The sequence below is a fragment of the Veillonella sp. AF36-20BH genome, assembly GCF_003602765.1.
GTDB lineage: Bacteria > Bacillota > Negativicutes > Veillonellales > Veillonellaceae > Veillonella > Veillonella hominis.
The window spans coordinates 388,326-408,027 of sequence record NZ_QTLR01000001.1; the positions used below are offsets into that span (position 1 = coordinate 388,326).

13 protein-coding genes and 1 riboswitch are annotated in these 19,702 nt (G+C 37.2%); of the genes, 2 read left to right on the top strand and 11 right to left on the bottom strand.

Going from position 1 to position 19,702, the window contains the following annotated elements:
* Nucleotides 1-47: 47 nt before the first annotated feature.
* Genes DW000_RS01955 through ribD form a run of 3 tightly spaced genes read right to left on the bottom strand, consistent with a single transcriptional unit; the run spans nt 48 to nt 3,117 of the window.
* The gene (locus DW000_RS01955) at nt 48-1,250 is read right to left on the bottom strand and encodes a bifunctional 3,4-dihydroxy-2-butanone-4-phosphate synthase/GTP cyclohydrolase II (RefSeq protein ID WP_004697328.1); all 1,203 of its coding nucleotides are present in this window, start codon (nt 1,248-1,250) and stop codon (nt 48-50) included.
* Nucleotides 1,251-1,265: 15 nt separating this feature from the next.
* Nucleotides 1,266-1,922, bottom strand: coding sequence for a riboflavin synthase (locus DW000_RS01960; RefSeq protein ID WP_004696980.1), 657 nt, complete (start codon nt 1,920-1,922; stop codon nt 1,266-1,268).
* Nucleotides 1,903-3,117 (bottom strand): bifunctional diaminohydroxyphosphoribosylaminopyrimidine deaminase/5-amino-6-(5-phosphoribosylamino)uracil reductase RibD, encoded by a 1,215-nt coding sequence (gene ribD / locus DW000_RS01965; protein WP_004697371.1) that lies wholly within the window; start codon nt 3,115-3,117, stop codon nt 1,903-1,905. Before ribD ends, DW000_RS01960 begins: the two co-directional genes overlap by 20 nt.
* A 67-nt stretch (nt 3,118-3,184) precedes the next feature.
* Nucleotides 3,185-3,300: riboswitch (FMN riboswitch) on the bottom strand.
* Nucleotides 3,301-3,593: 293 nt separating this feature from the next.
* On the opposite strand from ribD, the gene poxB reads away from it, so the two are divergent.
* On the top strand, nt 3,594-5,336 hold the full coding sequence (gene poxB / locus DW000_RS01970) for a ubiquinone-dependent pyruvate dehydrogenase (protein WP_008713952.1): 1,743 nt from the start codon (nt 3,594-3,596) through the stop codon (nt 5,334-5,336).
* 82 nt (nt 5,337-5,418) lie between these two features.
* Here poxB and DW000_RS01975 read toward each other — a convergent pair whose 3' ends face one another.
* The 5 genes from DW000_RS01975 to DW000_RS01995 all read right to left on the bottom strand — a co-directional run bounded on the left by DW000_RS01975 (nt 5,419) and on the right by DW000_RS01995 (nt 13,401).
* Complete coding sequence (locus DW000_RS01975; protein WP_120054800.1) at nt 5,419-5,736, bottom strand: hypothetical protein; 318 nt, start codon at nt 5,734-5,736, stop codon at nt 5,419-5,421.
* A 127-nt stretch (nt 5,737-5,863) separates the two neighbouring features.
* A complete protein-coding gene (locus tag DW000_RS01980; RefSeq protein ID WP_120054801.1) occupies nt 5,864-9,655 on the bottom strand; it encodes a PolC-type DNA polymerase III in 3,792 nt (1,263 codons plus the stop codon).
* Between the two features lie 2 nt (nt 9,656-9,657).
* Nucleotides 9,658-10,635, bottom strand: coding sequence for a DNA polymerase III subunit delta (holA, locus tag DW000_RS01985; RefSeq protein WP_120054802.1), 978 nt, complete (start codon nt 10,633-10,635; stop codon nt 9,658-9,660).
* 11 nt (nt 10,636-10,646) lie between these two features.
* The gene (locus tag DW000_RS01990; protein WP_120054803.1) at nt 10,647-12,875 is read right to left on the bottom strand and encodes a ComEC/Rec2 family competence protein; all 2,229 of its coding nucleotides are present in this window, start codon (nt 12,873-12,875) and stop codon (nt 10,647-10,649) included.
* Nucleotides 12,832-13,401, bottom strand: coding sequence for a ComEA family DNA-binding protein (locus DW000_RS01995; protein WP_120054804.1), 570 nt, complete (start codon nt 13,399-13,401; stop codon nt 12,832-12,834). Before DW000_RS01995 ends, DW000_RS01990 begins: the two co-directional genes overlap by 44 nt.
* A 111-nt stretch (nt 13,402-13,512) precedes the next feature.
* Here DW000_RS01995 and DW000_RS02000 point away from each other — a divergent pair, with 111 nt between their 5' ends.
* Entirely contained in the window at nt 13,513-14,742 is a 1,230-nt protein-coding gene (locus DW000_RS02000; RefSeq protein ID WP_120054805.1) for an aminopeptidase, read from the top strand.
* 160 nt (nt 14,743-14,902) lie between these two features.
* On the opposite strand, the gene DW000_RS02005 is transcribed toward DW000_RS02000, so the two are convergent.
* The 3 genes from DW000_RS02005 to DW000_RS02015 all read right to left on the bottom strand — a co-directional run bounded on the left by DW000_RS02005 (nt 14,903) and on the right by DW000_RS02015 (nt 19,699).
* Nucleotides 14,903-15,382: a dCMP deaminase family protein gene (locus DW000_RS02005; protein WP_004695896.1), complete on the bottom strand. Its 480-nt coding sequence runs from the start codon at nt 15,380-15,382 to the stop codon at nt 14,903-14,905.
* Nucleotides 15,383-15,457: 75 nt separating this feature from the next.
* The gene (gene leuS / locus DW000_RS02010) at nt 15,458-17,926 is read right to left on the bottom strand and encodes a leucine--tRNA ligase (RefSeq protein ID WP_120054806.1); all 2,469 of its coding nucleotides are present in this window, start codon (nt 17,924-17,926) and stop codon (nt 15,458-15,460) included.
* Between the two features lie 90 nt (nt 17,927-18,016).
* Nucleotides 18,017-19,699, bottom strand: coding sequence for a glycosyl hydrolase family 18 protein (locus DW000_RS02015; protein ID WP_060919823.1), 1,683 nt, complete (start codon nt 19,697-19,699; stop codon nt 18,017-18,019).
* Nucleotides 19,700-19,702 lie beyond the last annotated feature (3 nt).

Below are 19,702 nucleotides of genomic sequence, written 5' to 3' on the forward strand. Positions count from 1 at the left end.
TCTAAGGAAATATATATGTAACGACCGAGTTATATGGTGAAAGTTAATTAGTCTTCTAACATATGACCCATTTTCTCTTCTTTTGTTTTTAAATAGCCTGCATTAAATTTATTTGCAGCAATGATGAGTGGTACACGGCTAGTTACATTGATTCCCCAATGTTCTAAGCCATGACGCTTTTCGGGATTGTTAGTTAATAAGCGGATGCTTTTAATACCCAAGAAACGGATAATTTGAGCCGCTAAGGAGTATTCACGCATATCTGCAGGGAAGCCTAATTGTTCATTTGCTTCTACTGTATCAAGGCCCTGTTCTTGTAATGCATAGGCTTTAATTTTATTGGTCAAACCAATGCCACGGCCCTCTTGTCGCATATATACAACAACGCCTTTGCCTTCTTTTTCAATAGCGCGCAACGCATTGTCTAATTGTTCGCCACAATCACAGCGCTTAGAACCAAATACATCGCCTGTTAAACATTCAGAATGAATACGTACAAGCACATCGCTACAATCTTGAACATTGCCCTTTACGATAGCTAAATGCTCTTTATGATCTAATTCATTTTTAAATACAAAGATATTAAAATCACCAAATTTAGTAGGCAACTTAGAACAAGCACCAAGCTCAACCATATCTTCATGTTGTTTACGATATTCTATAAGTTCTGCTACAGAAGCAATTTTCAAGTCATGTTCTTTAGCAAATTCCATAAGATCCGGTAAACGTGCCATATCGCCATCATCTTTTGTGATTTCACAAATAACGGCAGCCTCTTGTAACCCGGCTAAACGACAAAGATCAATAGATGCTTCTGTATGACCTTGTCGTACCAATACGCCTCCCTCTTTATAGACAAGTGGGAACACATGACCTGGACGGCGAAAATCTTGAGGTTTTGCAGATGGATCTAATAATTTTTGGATTGTATAGGCACGCTCTGCTGGAGATACACCGGTTGTAGTATCTACATGGTCAACAGTAACAGTGAAAGCAGTTTCATGGTTATCAGTATTTTTAGTAACCATTGCAGGAATGCCAAACTTTTCTAACGCTTCGCGGCGCATAGGCGTACATACGATACCGCGAGCGTATTTAACCATGAAGTTAATGTTTTCTTGCGTCGCAAACTCTGCAGCAATGATAAGATCACCTTCGTTTTCACGGCTTTCATCATCAACGATAATAACAGGTTTACCAGTTTTAAGGTCTTGTAAGACTTCATTAATAGAATGTAATTGTTCGCTCATAGGAACGCTCCTTACTTATATAAATCCATTCTCTACTAAGAGGGATTGCATAGATTTTTTAGGCTTTTCTTCGGTAGGTTCACTACCAAGATTCATAAAATGACGAATATATCGTCCAGCAATATCCGTTTCTAAATTGACCTCTGTTCCAATATGAGTAAAACCTAAAATAGTTTCACTCAAAGTGTGAGGAATGATAGAGACGGAAAAACTACTTTCTGTTCGTCGCATAATTGTGAGGCTAATTCCATCGATGGTAATGGAGCCCTTATAGATAACATAATCCATAACGGATTTTGGAGTTTCGATAGTAAAGATAATGGCATTATCGGTTTGTTCACGATTAATAATACGACCTGTACCATCTACATGGCCTGCCACAATGTGACCACCAAATCTACCATTAGCAAGCATAGCTCGCTCTAAGTTGACTGGTTGATGGACTTTCAAATTAGTAAACGTAGTCATCTTAATGGATTCTGGCATCACATCCGCTGTAAATATACTATTGCCAATCGTTGTGGCCGTCAAGCACACCCCATTAACAGCTACGGAATCACCAACTTTTAAATCGCTAAAAATTTTTTCTCCTCGAATTGTTATGGTTAAGGATTTAGGGCCCTTTTTAATGTTCTCGACGCGGCCAATTTCTTCAACGATTCCCGTGAACATAAGCGCCCCTCCTTCCTTGACGATACGCTTCAATGCGAATGTTATTATCTAATACTTTAATCTTGGTGAAAGTTAGTTGTGGCGAAGCCTTTAAACTTTCAAAACCTCGACCTCCTACAGCTGGTGTTGCATCGTTACCACCAATAATGGTATTTCCAATATATGTTACGACCTTATCAAAGTTCTTCGTTTCCACAAAGGAACTGATAATTGCAGATCCACCTTCAACAAGAATAGATGTGTAACCTAGTTCACCTAGTTTTGTAAGAATATCATCGATAGATAATTTCTTAATATCAATCACAATGTCTGTGCTCTTGCTTTTACGAGTAGAAATAGATTCTACTACGGTTACTTGAGCACCAACTTGTTCTAATACTTGTATCCGATCCTTAGGACAACCTTTAGATACGAATATATGAATCTTGCGATTATTTATTTCAAAGACGCGACTAGTAGTAGGTGTTCTACCAAGACTATCCAAGATAATTACATCTGGTTGATGAATCGTAATCGGTTCATCAAGTATGCTTTTATCTAATAACGCATCTGATAATTCACTATCCGTTAAACGACAATTTAACTGTGGATTATCTGCCAAAATTGTACCAATTCCAACGAGCATGGCATCATGCGTGGCACGCAACACATGTCCATCGCGACGAGAGGACTCATTTGTAATCCATTGAGATTGTCCAGTAGATGTAGCAATTTTCCCATCTAATGACATAGCACTTTTTATAGTGACAAAAGGCTTACCTGTCTGTATATAGGTAAAGAAATGCTCATTTAGTTCAGCACATTCATCACTACATACGGGGCAAACAACCTTAATACCTGCTTCACGAAGTAACTCCATTCCCTTTCCAGAAACTAGTGGATTTGGATCTGTACTACCTACTATTACTTTAGCTATGCCAGCCTCAATGATACGAAGCGCACAAGGTGGTGTTTTTCCATAATGAGAACATGGCTCTAATGTTACGTATAAAGTAGCACCTTTGGCATTATCACCTGCTTGATTTAGTGCATGCACCTCAGCATGAGCTGTACCAGCTTTATGGTGATAACCTTCACCGATTATTGTATTATCTTTTACCACAACAGCACCAACCAAAGGATTTGGTGAGGTGTGACCTGTGGCTAATTTTGCCAGTTCAATGGCGCGCTTCATATATACTACGTCATCCACCATATCACCTCAATAAAAAAAGGACTATTACATAGTCCTTGGGTCATCATAAATGCGCACAACAAATGTGCCTCGTCTTTTCTCATCCAGACTCTACTGTCGGTATCGGAATTGCACCGATTCATACCAAAAAGGTTCGCGGACTTTACCGCCGGTAAGGAATTTCACCTATCCCCAAAGACTTATCTATTTTGTTTATGAATTAATAGTAACACTTTTATTAATGTTATGCAAGAATAATAGTTTTGTATTGAGAAAGAATATTAAATAATTTGATTAAAATATAATTTTTAGAACACAAATACTAGAATAATATAAATAATAATATATATTTACTTTTAATATAAACATATATAAACTATGTATACAGTAAATAGTAACTTTTATCACATAATTACAAGTTAAACAAGTCTAATATAGTATATATGGTTTGAATAACCATATTTTAATGATAGTAATTATTAAATATAGGTGATAATATGGCAAAAAAACGAATTTCTGATGTACTTATAGAAGTCTTAGCCAATGCGGGCATCGAACGCATTTACGGTATCACTGGAGATAGTCTAAACTCTGTAAATGATAGTTTACGCCGCAATGGTAAAATTGCTTTTGAACATGTACGACATGAAGAAACAGCAGCCTTTGCTGCCGGTGCAGAAGCATCCCTAACTCATAAACTAACTGTATGTGCTGGTAGCTCTGGTCCTGGCAACTTACACTTAATTAATGGTCTCTTCGACTGTCATCGCAATCGTGTTCCAGTATTGGCCATTGCTTCTCACATTCCTCAATCTGAAGTAGGTTTGAACTATTTCCAAGAAACACATCCAGAAAATCTATTCAAAGAATGTTCTTGTTTCTGCGAACTTGTATCCAATCCTAAGCAAATGCCGGAATTTCTATTCCGTGCTATGAACGCTGCTGTTGGTAACCAAGATGTTGCTGTTATCGTTCTTCCTGGGGACGTTGCAGTTATGGAAATGGAAATTGATGAATTACCTGTGTGGAACCCACCTCGTTTACCTCATATTGTTCCACAACGAGAAGATATTGAAGAAATGGCGGCTCATTTAGAAACAGGCAAACGTATTACCCTATTCTGTGGTGCCGGTTGTGAAGGTGCTCATGATGAAGTGGTAGAATTAGCAAAACGCTTGCAAGCACCAGTTGTACACGCTTTCAGAGGTAAAGAATGGGTTGAATGGGAAAATCCATATGATGTAGGTATGACTGGCCTATTAGGCTATACATCTGGCTACCGTGCTATTGAACAATGTGATACTTTGGTAATGCTTGGTACAGACTTCCCTTACCGTCCATTCTATCCAGAAAATGCGAAAGTAATACAAGTAGATAGAGATCCTAGCGCTTTAGGTCGTCGCGTACCTCTTACACAAGGTATCATTGGTACTGTAAAAGATACGTTAAAAGAATTATTACCTCTTGTAGGCCAACGTGGTGATACTGAATTTATTGATACTGTACGTAAAGCATATACAAAATTTAGAGCTGACTTAGATAGTTATGCCGTAGCTGAACCAGATGGTGTAGCAATTCACCCTCAATACTTCGTAAATCGCCTCAATAAACTAGCAGCAGAAGACGCAATTTTTACCTTTGACGTAGGTACTCCAGTTATTTGGACTGCTCGTCACTTAAAAACAAATGGTAAACGTCGCATCTTAGGTTCCTATAACCATGGGTCTATGGCGAATGCTATGATGCATGCTATTGGCGCTCAAAATGCATGTCCTAACCGTCAAGTCATCTCCCTCTCTGGTGATGGTGGCTTTACAATGATGATGGGCGAAATGTTAACATTAAAACAACTTAACTTACCAGTTAAAATCTTTGTATTCAATAACGAAGAACTTAGCTTTATCGCTATGGAAATGAAAGCTTCCGGCTATCTAGACTACGCTACAGACTTTGTAAATCCAGATTTCGGTAAACTTGCTGAAGCTGCTGGTATCAAAGGTGTGAGCATTCATAACTCTAGCGAAGTTGATGAAAAAATCATGGAAGCCCTTAACCATAATGGCCCAGTCATCGTTAACGTTCGCGTAGATAAACAAGAACTTGCTATGCCTCCTAAAATTGCATATCAACAAGCTAAGGGCTTCAGCAAATACTTGATCAATGCAATCCTTGATGGCCGTGGTACAGAGCTTAAAGAAATGGCCAAAACAAACTGGATGAAATATAAATCCCTATACTAATATTGCGAAATTTACAAAATCTGCCAAAATAAATAAACTGCAAAACTTTCAAAAAGAGGTGTCATCAAATGATGACACCTTTTTATCTATAATAATCGTCCTCGTAATCGTCTTTATACCGTATCGCATCAACCTCTGATGGAGATAATACATTCCTCTCTTCATCTACATATTCCCGGAATTCGTTAAAGTATACACCTGGAATATCTGATTCTTCTAATTCAGGAGTATCTTCTGGCTTAATATCCCAAAGTTTAATATCATCAGCTTGATTCGAAAGTCGATCAGTTATGTTAAAAGCATTACTATTTTCTTCTACTTTTGTATTTAGTTTAGGCACTTTAGAAACACTACTATTTGATGAATAGATTCCTAATAATTTTAATAAACTACCTATCATTTCCCAACACTCCCTTGCACCAATGATATATATTAATTATATTGTAGCAAACTACATAAAAATAAGCACTATATCAACATTTGGTATATAGTGCTTACTTTGTATTTAAGTTTTATCTTGTATTTTATTATGCTCCAAATAGTGACATTTGTTCGTCTTCAGGAAGTTCACCACAGCATTTGAGTTCTTTCATAAGATCAATGATGGTATTTGATACTTTACAACGGCGTTGTAAGTCTTTTAGAGATGTAAATGGACGTTCATTTCTTTCCTCGACGATAGCATCAGCTACTGTTTCACCAAGGGAATCAATAGCTAAGAATGGAGGTAATAGAGCACCATCCTTAATGCTAAAGCGTCTAGCTTCGGAGTGTTGAATGTCTACATTGATAAAACGATAGCCCCGTTGATACATTTCCATAGATACTTCCAAAGCACTCATAAGGTCCTTATCTTTAGGACTGGCAGCACGATCAAGAGCCTTGATACGGTTAAACTCGGTCAATTGTGTTTTGAGGTCCCCTGTCATGATCCGTAAATCGAAGGCTTTCGCACGAATGGAGAAGTAAGCTGCATAAAATGCCAATGGATGATATACCTTAAACCAAGCAATACGGAAAGCCATCATTACGTAAGCTACCGCATGGGCCCTTGGGAATAGATAGGAAATCTTTTTACAAGATTCAATAAACCATTCAGGAATATTATTTTCACGCATTTCTGCTTCAAATTCCGTCGTAGCTTGCCCTTGTTTATTTCGTTTTTCAATACCCTTACCTTTACGCACGTTTTCCATTACAAAGAAGCTATGCTTTCTATCCATGCCCCGATGAATCAAGAAGTTCATTACGTCGTCACGAGTTGAAATGGCTTCATTCAACTTACAAGTACCATTTTTAATGAGATCTTGCGCATTGTCGAGCCATACGTTTGTTCCATGTGAAAAGCCAGAAATACGAACTAAATCAGAGAATGTTTGCGGACGAGAGTCTTCAAGCATGCCCCGTACGAATTTCGTGCCACATTCTGGAACAGCCAAACTAGCTACTTGGTCACCTTGTAATTGTTCAGGTGTTAAGCCAATCCCTTCTGTAGAGGAGAACAAGCTCAATGTCTTTGGATCATCAAATGGTATTGTCTTGGCGTCGATACCTGTCAAATCCTCTAGCATACGAATAATGGTCGGATCATCATGGCCCAGAATATCTAGCTTAGTCATACGACCTTCAATGGAATGATAATCAAAGTGTGTCGTTAATACGCCACTTTCCTTTTTATTAGCTGGATGTTGAATTGGCGTAAAGTGATGCACATCCATATCTCGAGGACATACCATAATACCACCAGGATGTTGGCCTGTAGTATTCTTCACATTTGTAAAGCCCTTTGCTAAATGTTCAAAGAAACCATTACGAGCTTGAATATCTCTAATTTCGGCGTACTTTTTAACATAACCAAAAGCAGTTTTATCAGCTATAGTACCAATTGTACCTGCTTTAAACACATTATCACGGCCAAATAGTTCTTCTGTATATTTGTGAGCTTTTGCTTGGTAATCACCAGAGAAGTTAAGGTCAATATCTGGAACCTTATCACCTTCGAAACCAAGGAAAATAGCAAATGGAATATCATGACCATTTGTTTGTAAAGCATGACCGCATTCAGGACAGTCCTTACGAGGCAAGTCAAAGCCCCCTGCATATTCCCCCTTTTCAAAGAATTCTGAATATTTACAGTTAGGGCATACATAATGAGGCGGTAATGGGTTTACCTCTGTAATCTCAGACATGGTAGCGGCAAAGGATGACCCTACGGAACCACGGGAACCTACAAGGTACCCATCATCAAGAGATTTTTTTACCAGCTTATGAGCGATGTAATACAATACGCCGTAACCATTGGAAATAATACAATCCAATTCATAATCGAGACGTTCTTGTACGACACGAGGCAATGGATCACCGTAAATAGCCTTCGCATTTTTATAGCACATTTCTGTGAAAGCTTCGTCAGCACCTTCAATCTTAGGTGAATATGTACCATCAGGAACGGGCTTAATATCTTCAATGCTATCATTAATAGCACGTGTATTAGTAACGACTACTTCGTATGCTTTTTCTTCGCTTAAATAAGGGAAGGACGCAAGCATTTCATCTGTAGTACGTAAATGTAAATCTGGTTGTTCATCTGCATCTAGATAACCACATGCAGTTAACATGATTTCACGATAAATTTTTTCTTCTGGTGTCAGGTAGTGAACATCACAAGTAGCACATACAGGTTTATTTAAGGCTTCTCCTAATTCGATAACGGTCTTATTCATATCGATGAGGGCTTGCTCATCTGGCATGAGACCTTTACGAACCAAAAACGTATTGTTAGTATGTGGCTGAATTTCAAGATAATCGTAGAAGGATGCTACTTCCAAAAGCTCTTCTTTTGTAGCTCCACGAACGATGGATTGCATAAGCTCCCCTGCTTCACAGGCAGAACCGATGATAATACCTTCACGATGTTCTTCAATAACGGAACGAGGCAAACGCGGACGAACCTTGTAATGTTCAAGGTGAGAAATGGAAATCATTTTATATAAATTACGTAAACCTACCATATTTTTAGCTAACAAAATAATATGGTAACGTTTATCTTTTTCTTTTTTCTTTTTCTTATCTAGTACAGGCTCTTCATCTTTTGTTACCATTTCATCTTCGATGAGGTAACCTTCTACACCGTAGATAACCTTAACACCTAACTCCTTACCAAGAGCTTGCGCTTCTGGGAAAGCTTGTACTACGCCATGGTCCGTAATAGCCACTGCAGGATGGCCCCATTTTTTAATTGTTTTAAATAAATCCTTTACAGATACGAGGGCATCTTTATCACTCATCTTAGTATGTAAGTGAAGTTCCACACGAGAGTCCGGACGATTTTCAGTTCGTTCCACACTAGTAGTTTCTATTGCTTCAATACTGCGAACAGAAAGGATATAATCCTTGTCAAAACGATCATCGAAGCTGACACTACCTTGTACCCGAACCCGTTGTAAGCCTTTTAATTGTTTTAGTAATTCATCCCCTTCTTCAGGGCTGTTCGTAAACTTGATAAATTTAATGCTATTTGTATCATCTACAATGCTACCGTTAACGATACTTTTACCAGTCTTAGTATCACGTTTATCTAAACCTACAAAGACACCTTCAAAAATTACACTAGGTGTATCCAAGGTGCCCATGATTTTAGAGGTGACCCCTTCAATTTTAGGTCCTAAAATCATGCCTTCATCAGTAGGTGCATCCTTTGGTGCACGACGAGGATATTTACCATCCCCTTCACTTCCTTTAGCCGTAGATTTTGTATTTTTTTTAGGGCCAAAGCCTTTGCTTACTTTAGGTGTACTGCTCACAGATGCGATAGTATCACTACTGCTAGATTCGGCAGCCGTATGATTAGAACGAGACACAACAACTGGACTATTGTTGAAATAGCCTAATTCAATAGCTTCTACAAATGGGGCAAAATCATCTTCGTCTACATCATCATATTCATCTTGTTGGTCATAACCCGCAAAAGACTTGCCTCTAGGTTCTTGATTTTTAGCCTCTTCAGCTTCACGTTGTGCTTCAGCCGCTTCAATCCATTCACCAGCACCACAGCCACCGCCATAATAATAGGTATCTAATCCTTCACCCGTTTCAGTATCTATCTTCCAAGCAAAGCAACAAGCTGTATCTGTATTTGTTGGAATATCATCAAAAGAGATATTTTTTTCCTTATACCATGCAGACAACCTTTCACGTAGACTAAGCAATGTGGAAAATGCAGAGTCTGCTGCTTGAATCGTCACATGTTGGCTATGACAGTTCACATAGAAGGATGATTTCTTATTCTGTTTTGGTACAACACGATAACGTACTTTCATTTTTATCCCTTATACCCACAGTAGGTAATACATAAATCTCTAAATCGCCAAATATCGCCCTTGCTGCTACGGCTATCTAATATAATCTCATAAAGCCCTTTTAATAAAGCTCGTAGAGCCTTAATTGAAATTCTCGGACTCGCCTCGTAAGCTAGCTTAATCGGATATGGTTTAAATGACGAATCATGATCCTTACATAAGTTTTGTATGGCTTGAACAGACATACCCACTTGGCGACATTCGCTAACTAGCAACTGTAAACGTAATTGCCCCTCAATATAGCTCATAGCACGGTCTAATTCTTTATAGCCGAACATAAATGGAAATAGTTCAAGTAATGTATCGATATCTCTTTTTAATAGAGCCTCTTTAAAAGTAAAAATGTTTTTGGCTCCATAGTCACTACCGTTTTCTTCGAGAAATTCTTTGGTAATAACCTTTTCCCCAGTAATTTGTAAAAAATAACGGTCAAACTCAGTTCTCATAAAAGAAACAGGTACCTCTTGCCACAAATCAATGAGATGAGCCACATATTCCTGTGCATCAGGCGTCATTTTAAAGCCGTTAGACGTACAGTACTGACGTATCCACATCACGAGGTCTGCCCCTTCAAGACGCTTACATTGATGATTTGGTATTTTTTCTAAAATCTCTTTATTCTGCTTGATCCGTTTATCAATCATATCATGATAGATCAAAACGATAGGATTATCTCCATTATATTCCATGAGGAGTTCATACAATGGAACCCAAGCATCACTATTTTTGCCACTTTTACGAATGATGGGCAAATTAACTAAACAGAATACCTTTTGATCGCCAAAAAGTGAATCTTCACATAGTTTTTCGCTTATTTTTTGTGGGCCCGCCTCATCATCTAATACAGTCACTGGAAGGTCTGGATAGGCACTTAAAAATTTACGTTTTTCTTCTTCAATTAATTGTGGTTCGTCACCATAGATGAGTTGAATATGTGCCATATTCCCTCCTTTCACAGATAGATATCTTTAATAAAGCTGTATCCCATTATATACATATGTTCTGATGATGGATCCACATCGCGTAAAGCACCATGAGGACTACTGAACAAAACAGTACTACGCGGTGAAATACAATCAATTTCATTCATTACACTAAATCGACTCGTTATAAATAAAACATTAGCCTTATCATTTAATTTTAGATTTTTTTCTCTACTTTGTCCATTATATACGACTATTTGGTTCATACCATTTTTATATATTCCCCTTGCCGAACCGTTACTGTGAAAGTACTTGACTTTTACCATTTTAGGATTCATGCCATATGCCCTAATAGTTTGATTAATTAGTCTTTCATTAGGTATCGTTTTAATATAATCTGGTGCATCGATTAACAAATATGCCTGTTCATGGTTTGGTGCTATGCACAGCAGCACATTACACTGCTTCATAGGAATATAATGGATTACTGTATCCTTGTTATGCTGAGTCACATAGTATGAAGCACCAAAGTTTGCAACCATACATAATAAGGACATCACTACATATACAGTATACTTTTTCTTATGTGTCAAAAAGTACGTAAACAGACCTAGTAAAGTATAATATACATAAACACAATAAAGATGCATCATACCAAGCCAAAGTAAACTACCACTACGCCCTAAGACATGATTTAAATATAACGATATGCGTAATAGTGCATCTATCAAAGACCATAGAAACGATATAGACATTACATAGCTAATAACAGTGCTTATAAAGATTAAAATGATGGATATATCTAATATAGGTGCTACTATGCAAGCTGCTAACAAACTAGCAATACTAATATAGTGAAAGTAATACAGCTGTAGCGGCAAGATGAGCAACTGTGCTGACACACATAACACAAGGGGTGTTTTAATCCATTTTGGTAGCCATTGAATACGGTCGTATAATACCTTCCCCCATATAAGTAAACCATAGGTTGCACCAAAGGATAGTTGAAAGCTTACATCAAACAAAGAAAAAGGATCATATACAAGACATAGAATAGCGCATATACATAAAGCCTGTTTAGCTTGATATAATCGTCCTTTTACATAAGCCATGCACATGAGTATACTCATCATCGTTGCACGTATAACAGGTGCATCTCCACCAACGATACAGCAATATATACAAGCTACTAATATACCTAAAATTAAGCATGTGCGCTTCCGTAATTTAACGAGTCTTCCTAAACCGTAAATTAAGGCTAATAGCAGTGCAATATGTGAGCCAGAGATAGATAAAATGTGGATGAGACCCGTATAAGCAAAATCTTTCATTCGCTCTTCCCCTAGCTCACTATAATGACCACCCAAGCATAAGGCTTGTGCTAATACCTTTTGTGGACCATCTAGATTACTAGCAATATTTTTTTCAATAGATTCTCGTATTTGACCACATAAATATAAACTTTTTCCATATAGTTTTTCAGAAAATGTTTCTTTAAAGTGGAATGCTTGTAAATCTTTATTAGTAGCAGATCGATATACACCATCATAGATTCGACCTCTTGTATTAGAGCTCATATATCTACCTCTAAGATTAATGCGTCCTTCCTCTTCGATGAGAAATAAACTTTTTGGTGTACCTTCAATTATTGCTTGATCCCCTAGCCGTATTAAATACTTTGTAGTAGATACCTTTGAGTAAATCTGTAATCGACCCTGCGCCTTAATATAGTCGTTTTTAGCAGTATCTTTATAGGGATGTAATCCATGTAACTCTACATTATATTTGTAATATTCCTGTTTATCGATAGTTACTAATTCAGGATATGATACGACAGTGCCAAAATATTCTCCTTCTTGCTGTAAATAGAAAGATGTATAGCTGTTATAGTTAATAATTCGTAAGTCTGTTTGATAATAGGATAATCCCATTGCAGCAAAAACTAATATTAATAAATTGGCATATAAACGCCACCTACAATATGATTGCATTATTTTAATAACAGTTACACCAATAATAGCTAAGGCAATCGCAAAAATATAATGCATTTGACTAAGTACGGGATAATATTTACCATATCCTAATATAGTGCCAATTATTATAGATCCCAATATAGTATGTGCCCATTGGCTATAAGTTATAAATGGCTTTGTATTAACTAATACTTGAGTATTGAAGATTGATTCCTCAAACGCTCGTTCTGTATTCCTAAATTTAGATTGTAATTTTATCTTTAATCTTCTTAAATACGCCATCACCGATGCCCTTCACCCCCTTGATACCTTCAACGGATGTAAAGGGTCCTTTTTGTGAACGATACTCTTCAATTCTTTTTGCCATAGCGGGTCCTATGCCTGGTAATGCATCAAGCTCTTTTGCAGAAGCTGTATTGATATTAATTTTGTTACCGCGCAATAAAACCTCTGGATTACCGTGGAAGTTAAATACTATGTGGATATGATCTCCCGCATTAACCGACTTTGCCATATTGACTGATTCTACATCAGCATAAGGTAATAGCCCACCTGCTAACTGAACTACATCACCTACAGTAGCACTACTTTCAAACTCATATAAACCAGGTGAAACTACGGCGCCCGTAATATAAGCTATAGGTTTGTTGGATGTTTGTTCAACAGTTGATATAGAAGAATTTCCATCTATTGCTCCTTCAACTAAGACAGAATCGCTTTCATCTGTTATAATAGGCCATAGGAAATAAATTCCTACTAAAACACATAGGATTAATATAATTGTTATATATGGATTCAATTTTACTTTCATAGTGCACCTCCTACTGAAAGAATTCCCTATGAAAAAGTAAACTCCTACCGTTGACTCTATTGGTCACACCAGCAGGAGTTTCATAATTGATGTCGAATATAAGGAGATACAATGAATCAAGAAACATTAAAAAAATATGCACATACCTTGTTAAAATATGGCGTAAATTTACAAGAAGATCAAACTCTTGTTATTTCTGTAGATGTGGAAAACAAAGACTTTGCAGTTATCGTCACAGAAGAAGCATATGAATTAGGTGCCAAAGAGGTTGTCCTCAACTGGAGATGTTCTCCAATCGCTCGTCAACGTTTATTACATGCTAAGGAATCTGTATTAGAAAGACCGGCTAACTGGATTCCTGAATTCTACAAGCAATACATCGATGATAAAGCCGCTTTCTTATCTTTGATTAGTGCGAACCCAAAAGCGTTAGAAGGTATTCCAACAAATCGTATTTCACTACAATCGCGTAACTTAAATAAAGCTTTATCCTTCTACCATACAGCGATTATGAACTCCTCTGTTACATGGTGCGTTGCTTCTGTACCAACTGTTCTATGGGCAGATTTACTTGGCTATGAAGGTACAGATGAAGAGAAAATTGAACAACTATGGACTACCCTATTAAAACTTTGCCGTATTGAAGGTGTAGAACCGAAAGACACATATCGTCATCACATGGCAAAATTGCGTCACCGCTGTGAAGCATTGAATAAATTTGACTTAAAGGCATTGCGGTATACTTGTGAAAATGGTACTGACCTCTTATTAGAATTACCAGAAGGTCATATATGGCTAGGTGGTGAAGAATCTTCAAAAGATGGCACTATTTTTAATGCCAATATTCCTACAGAGGAAGTTTTCTCCGCACCCCAATATAATGGTGTTAATGGTATTGTATACAGCACAAAACCTTTAATTTACCAGGGTAATACTATTTCTGATTTCTCCTTTACTTTCAAAGAAGGTAAAATCGTTGATTATACTGCAAAAGAAGGTTATGAAGTATTAAAAGAGTTAATAGAAACCGATGAAGGTTCCCTCTACCTCGGCGAAGTTGCTTTGGTGGACCACTTCAGCCCAATTAGCCAATCTAACCAAATTTTCTACGAAACATTGTTTGATGAAAATGCATCCTGCCATTTAGCGATTGGTGCATCTTATCCTACATGCCTCAAAGATAGTGATGGTTTATCTGAAGAAGAATTAAAAGAACGTGGCCTTAACTACTCCTTAACACATGTAGACTTTATGATTGGTCATGAACATATGAATATTAAAGGCTACACTCGTGACGGTCAAGAAGTAGACATTATGATTGATGGCCATTTACAAGTATAAACATGACTACAGTGTAATCCTACATTGGATGATAGTAAAAACTGTACGTTCAATCTAACGGATCTGGTTGATATCAATTTATAATAGAAAACTACATATAAAAGAACCCCTATATACGCTTGTATATAGGGGTTCTTATAAGTGGTAAAAAATTATTATATCACAATGTAATATTCAATGTGCGGCCTGTAGATTTGTATTCAATAATGTCTACACCTGCGGTTTTCAACATCCGTTTGGATGCTTTTACTTCTTTTGTATCCTTATAGAGATCATCGCGATAGATAACGGCTTTAATACCACTTTGAATGATGGCTTTCGCACATTCATTACATGGGAAAAGCGTTACATATATTTTAGAGCCCTCTAGAGAACCGCCACGATAATTTAAGATTGCATTGAGTTCGCTATGTACAGTATAGAAATATTTGTTATCATCAGCTGTATCACGTTCCCATGTGAAATCATCATCACTGCAATTCAAAGGCATACCATTATAACCAATGGACAAGATTTTATTATCATTACTAACAATACATGCACCAACTTGTGTATTTGGATCCTTAGAACGTTGTGCTGCCAAAATGGCAACACCCATGAAGTATTCATCCCAGGAAATATAATCGCTACGTTTTGCCATAATTACCTCACTTAAAATAAGCCCCCTTCTACCTATGTAGTTGGGGGCTTACAATATTAAACAAATAGAATATCCTTATTTAACAACGATATTTACAAGTTTACCAGGTACGTAAATAACTTTTACGATATTCTTACCTTCTATAAATTCTTGAACACGGCTAGATTCTTTGGCCAATGTTTCTAATTCTTCTTTTGTAATATTTACGGAAACAGTAAGTTTATCACGAACTTTACCATTTACTTGCAAGACTACTTCTACTTCGTCTACAACGAGAGCAGATTCTTCATATACAGGCCATTTTTCTGTGTGAATGGATGTAGTTTCACCCAATTCATGCCACAATTCTTCTGTAATATGAGGCACAAATGGCGCTAAAAGAAGCAATAAGGAATGTGTCAATTCATTAGCTAATGCACTATTGATTGTTTCTGCTTTATCCTTATGAGCATACATAGCATTTACAAGTTCCATGATGGCAGAAATCGCTGTATTAAAGTTGAAATTATTATCTAAGTCTTCCGTAACCTTTTTGATAACACGGTGTAATTCACGACGCAATCCGAATTCGTCTTTTGTAAGATCACCAGTTACATTTTTCTTAGCCTCTTCGTTGTACGCATCAACAATACGCCATACACGGCCTAAGAAACGATAGGAACCTTCAACACCTTGGTCAGACCAATCAAGGTCACGATCTACAGGCGCTGCGAATAGAATAAACAAGCGAGCAGTATCTGCACCATAAGTATTGATAATTTCTTCAGGAGAAACTACATTACCTTTAGATTTAGACATTTTACTGCCTTCTTTAAGAACCATACCTTGTGTCAACAAGCCACGGAATGGTTCATTTGCATCGATAAGGCCTAAATCGTGAATAACTTTCACAAAGAATCGAGAGTACAATAAATGCAAGATAGCATGTTCAATACCGCCGATATATTGGTCAACATTCATCCAGTAATTAGCAATTTTTTTATCAAATGGAGCTTGGTCGTTTTTAGCGTCTGTATAACGCAAGAAGTACCAAGAGGAATCGATAAATGTGTCCATCGTGTCTGTTTCACGACGTGCAGGGCCACCACATTTAGGACATGTAGTATTTAAGAAGCTTTCAGATGTAGCCAATGGAGATACAGCACCAGATTCAAATTTAACATCCTCTGGCAAGCGTACTGGCAACTCTTCTTCAGGAACGAGTTGTTCACCACAAGTTTCACAGTATACTACAGGAATTGGCACGCCCCAGTAACGTTGACGAGAAATCAACCAGTCACGAAGACGGAAGTTTACCTTACCTTCACCAATGCCGCGTTCATTAAGAGCTGCCGTGATATTTTTACGAGCCTCTTCAGATGTTTGGCCATTATATTCACCAGAGTTAACGAGGATACCATCTTCATGATACCATTCTTGCCATTTTTCAAGGCTGTATTCTTCACCTTCACGAGTTACGACTTGTTTAATAGGCAAATCATATTTATGAGCAAATTCCCAGTCGCGTTCATCATGTGCAGGGGAACCCATTACAGCACCAGTACCATAGTCTACCAATACATAGTTTGCAATCCACACAGGAACTTGTTCGCCAGACATTGGGTTTACTGCATAAGACCCAGTAAACATACCTTCTTTAGGTGCCTCTGTAGATGTACGGTCGATATCGCTCATATTGCGCATACGTGTAATGAAAGCTTCTAATTCAGTTTTATTAGGAGCATTTTCAATGAGGCGTTCCACATATGGATGTTCAGGAGCCAATACTATATAGCTTACGCCGTAAATAGTATCAACACGTGTAGTATACACAGATACGCGTTCATTGATGGATGGCACTTCAAAGGAAAATTCTGTACCTTCAGAACGACCAATCCAGTTCTTTTGCATCAACTTAACACGTTGTGGCCAATGATCTAGAGTATCTAAATCAGCTAACAAGCGATCCGCATATTCAGTGATGCGTAAAAACCATTGTGACAAATCTTTTTTCTCAACAGGGTTATCACAGCGCCAACAAGCACCATCGATAACTTGTTCATTTGCCAATACAGTATGACAAGTTTCACACCAGTTTACTTTTGCTTCCTTTTTATAGGCTAAGCCTTTTTTATAAAACTGTTCAAAAAACCATTGAGTCCATTTATAGTAATCTTCTTTACATGTTGCTACTTCGCGGTCCCAATCATAGGACAAACCAAGTGCTTTTTGTTGCAATTTCATGTTCTCGATGTTATCAAGAGTCCATGTTTTAGGTGCTATGCCATGTTTAATCGCCGCGTTTTCAGCAGGCATACCAAAGGAGTCCCAGCCCATTGGATGCAACACGTTGAAGCCCTTCATTTTTTTGAAACGAGCTACTACGTCACCGATGGAATAGTTACGCACGTGACCCATGTGTAAGTTACCAGATGGGTACGGGAACATTTCTAATACATAGTATTTTTCTTTAGATTCATCATATTCTGTTTTAAATGTATGGTTATCTTCCCAATACTGTTGCCACTTTTTTTCAATATCTTGGGCTACATACTTTTCGTTCATGTAGGGGCCTCCTCATATGGTCAACCTCATAGGTTGCCATTTTATAATTAATATTTTTATTTTACTACGTACTGTAAAAGCAGTCAAACACTAGCGTTTTACGACTTGAATAGTTTTTATTAAATCATTTTTAGGGCTTGTATTTTGATCAGAACTATGACTAGTATATAAATCATTTTGCTCTTTAACAGTTTGTTTATTGTGTTCTTTTCTAGCTTTAGCCTCTTCTTCTAAGCGTTTTTTCTCAGCTTTTACTTTTTCAACTTCTTCTTTTGCTTTGCGTTTAGCAGCTTCTTTCTCTTCTTTAGCTTTCCGTTTTGCTTCCGCTTTAGCTGCTTTTTCTTTTTCTTTTTCTTCTAAGCGTAATTTGTATTGTTCAAGCTTTGTTAATGGTTTAGCTTCTTGAACTACAGGTTCAGGAACAACTGCTGTAGGAGATTTAGGAATACCACGTCCTAAGTCTTTTTCTTGAATCATAGTAATCGTAGAAATATCTTCAAACCCTTTACGCCATGCTGCAAACCCACCAAGGTGTAATTCTTTTACCAGATCAAGTTTTAAGCCTAACGATGTATTATCTTCAAACCAAATACGATCTGAACCAGAAGCTGTTGGAATAGATAAATAGTATAACTTTAATCGATCGTCCCAAGTCATTTTATCTCTGTAATTAGCAAAGTAATTACTTGTATTCTTCATAGCCAATGTCTCGCTTTTTGCATAACCATTCGTTTCATGCCATAAGCGCATATAGAATGGTACGCCTAATATTAACTTTTGAGAAGGAACTTCAGATAGCATTCTTTCTGTATGGCTACGGACCCAAGGATAACTTGCAACAGGACCTGCAGTAGTACTCTTAGCCCAAGTTTCGTCATACGCCATAAGAACTACATAATCTACTGTATCTGCCAAAGCTTTACGGTTATACACTAATGACCATTCTGGACTATCAGAATAGCCAGTCACATCGATAGAAGTTTTAATATTATACTGATGTAAATGATTAGACAAATATGCTACAAATGTTGTTAAACGATCACGATCAGCATAATTAATGTTTTCAAAGTCAAAGTTATAACCATCAAACCCATATATATAGGCATATTGAACAAGGTTATGAGCAAATTTCTTCCATACCGATTGATCCGACAAAATACCACTTGTAAAATTAGAGTCAAACCGATTAGTAATTAACGGCCAAATATGATAGCCTTTATCCTTATACGCTTTCACATAATCAATATTTACATTTGAACTTGCTTCTAAACCTAAGCTATGCAATTTAAACCAACTTGGAGAAATAATATTATCACCACTCGTATTGAGTTTTGCCTGATACGGAATTCCCTCTGTTGTCCATGGATCAAAAGCCCAAGCCAATGGTGTTTGCAATGTATAAGGTGCTTTCACCGTAGATGCTTCTGGTGCAGGTCCTAAAATAAGTTGACCATTATTTTTTGTATAACTAACACCCAGCATAGCTGGCTCAGACTCAATATCTACATAGGATATACCATCTTTTTTGGTAATGGGCAATTTAACAGGTTCACCTACGGCTGCAGGATTTAAAATAACCGTATCACCTTGTAATTCACTTTGTGGAATATATACTGTATATGCTGTTTTATATTGATTTGCTTCGTAATGACGTGTAGTAGTGGCTAAAAATTGATCTAATGGTACCAATACCTCTGCTTGTACGATTGTACTAGATAATGCAGACATTACTAAAGCTGTTAATGATTTTATAATAGTAGATTTACGAATCATGTA

Bases quoted from the DNA above. Each gene is read 5' to 3' on its own strand.
- poxB (WP_008713952.1), top strand. From the start codon at position 3,594: ATGGCAAAAAAACGAATTTCTGATGTACTTATAGAAGTCTTAGCCAAT.
- DW000_RS02005 (WP_004695896.1), bottom strand. From the start codon at position 15,382: ATGGCAAAACGTAGCGATTATATTTCCTGGGATGAATACTTCATGGGT.
- DW000_RS02000 (WP_120054805.1), top strand. From the start codon at position 13,513: ATGAATCAAGAAACATTAAAAAAATATGCACATACCTTGTTAAAATAT.
- ribD (WP_004697371.1), bottom strand. From the start codon at position 3,117: ATGGTGGATGACGTAGTATATATGAAGCGCGCCATTGAACTGGCAAAA.
- DW000_RS02015 (WP_060919823.1), bottom strand. From the start codon at position 19,699: ATGATTCGTAAATCTACTATTATAAAATCATTAACAGCTTTAGTAATG.
- DW000_RS01955 (WP_004697328.1), bottom strand. From the start codon at position 1,250: ATGAGCGAACAATTACATTCTATTAATGAAGTCTTACAAGACCTTAAA.
- DW000_RS01980 (WP_120054801.1), bottom strand. From the start codon at position 9,655: ATGAAAGTACGTTATCGTGTTGTACCAAAACAGAATAAGAAATCATCC.
- leuS (WP_120054806.1), bottom strand. From the start codon at position 17,926: ATGAACGAAAAGTATGTAGCCCAAGATATTGAAAAAAAGTGGCAACAG.
- DW000_RS01975 (WP_120054800.1), bottom strand. From the start codon at position 5,736: ATGATAGGTAGTTTATTAAAATTATTAGGAATCTATTCATCAAATAGT.
- DW000_RS01960 (WP_004696980.1), bottom strand. From the start codon at position 1,922: ATGTTCACGGGAATCGTTGAAGAAATTGGCCGCGTCGAGAACATTAAA.
- DW000_RS01995 (WP_120054804.1), bottom strand. From the start codon at position 13,401: ATGAAAGTAAAATTGAATCCATATATAACAATTATATTAATCCTATGT.
- holA (WP_120054802.1), bottom strand. From the start codon at position 10,635: ATGGCACATATTCAACTCATCTATGGTGACGAACCACAATTAATTGAA.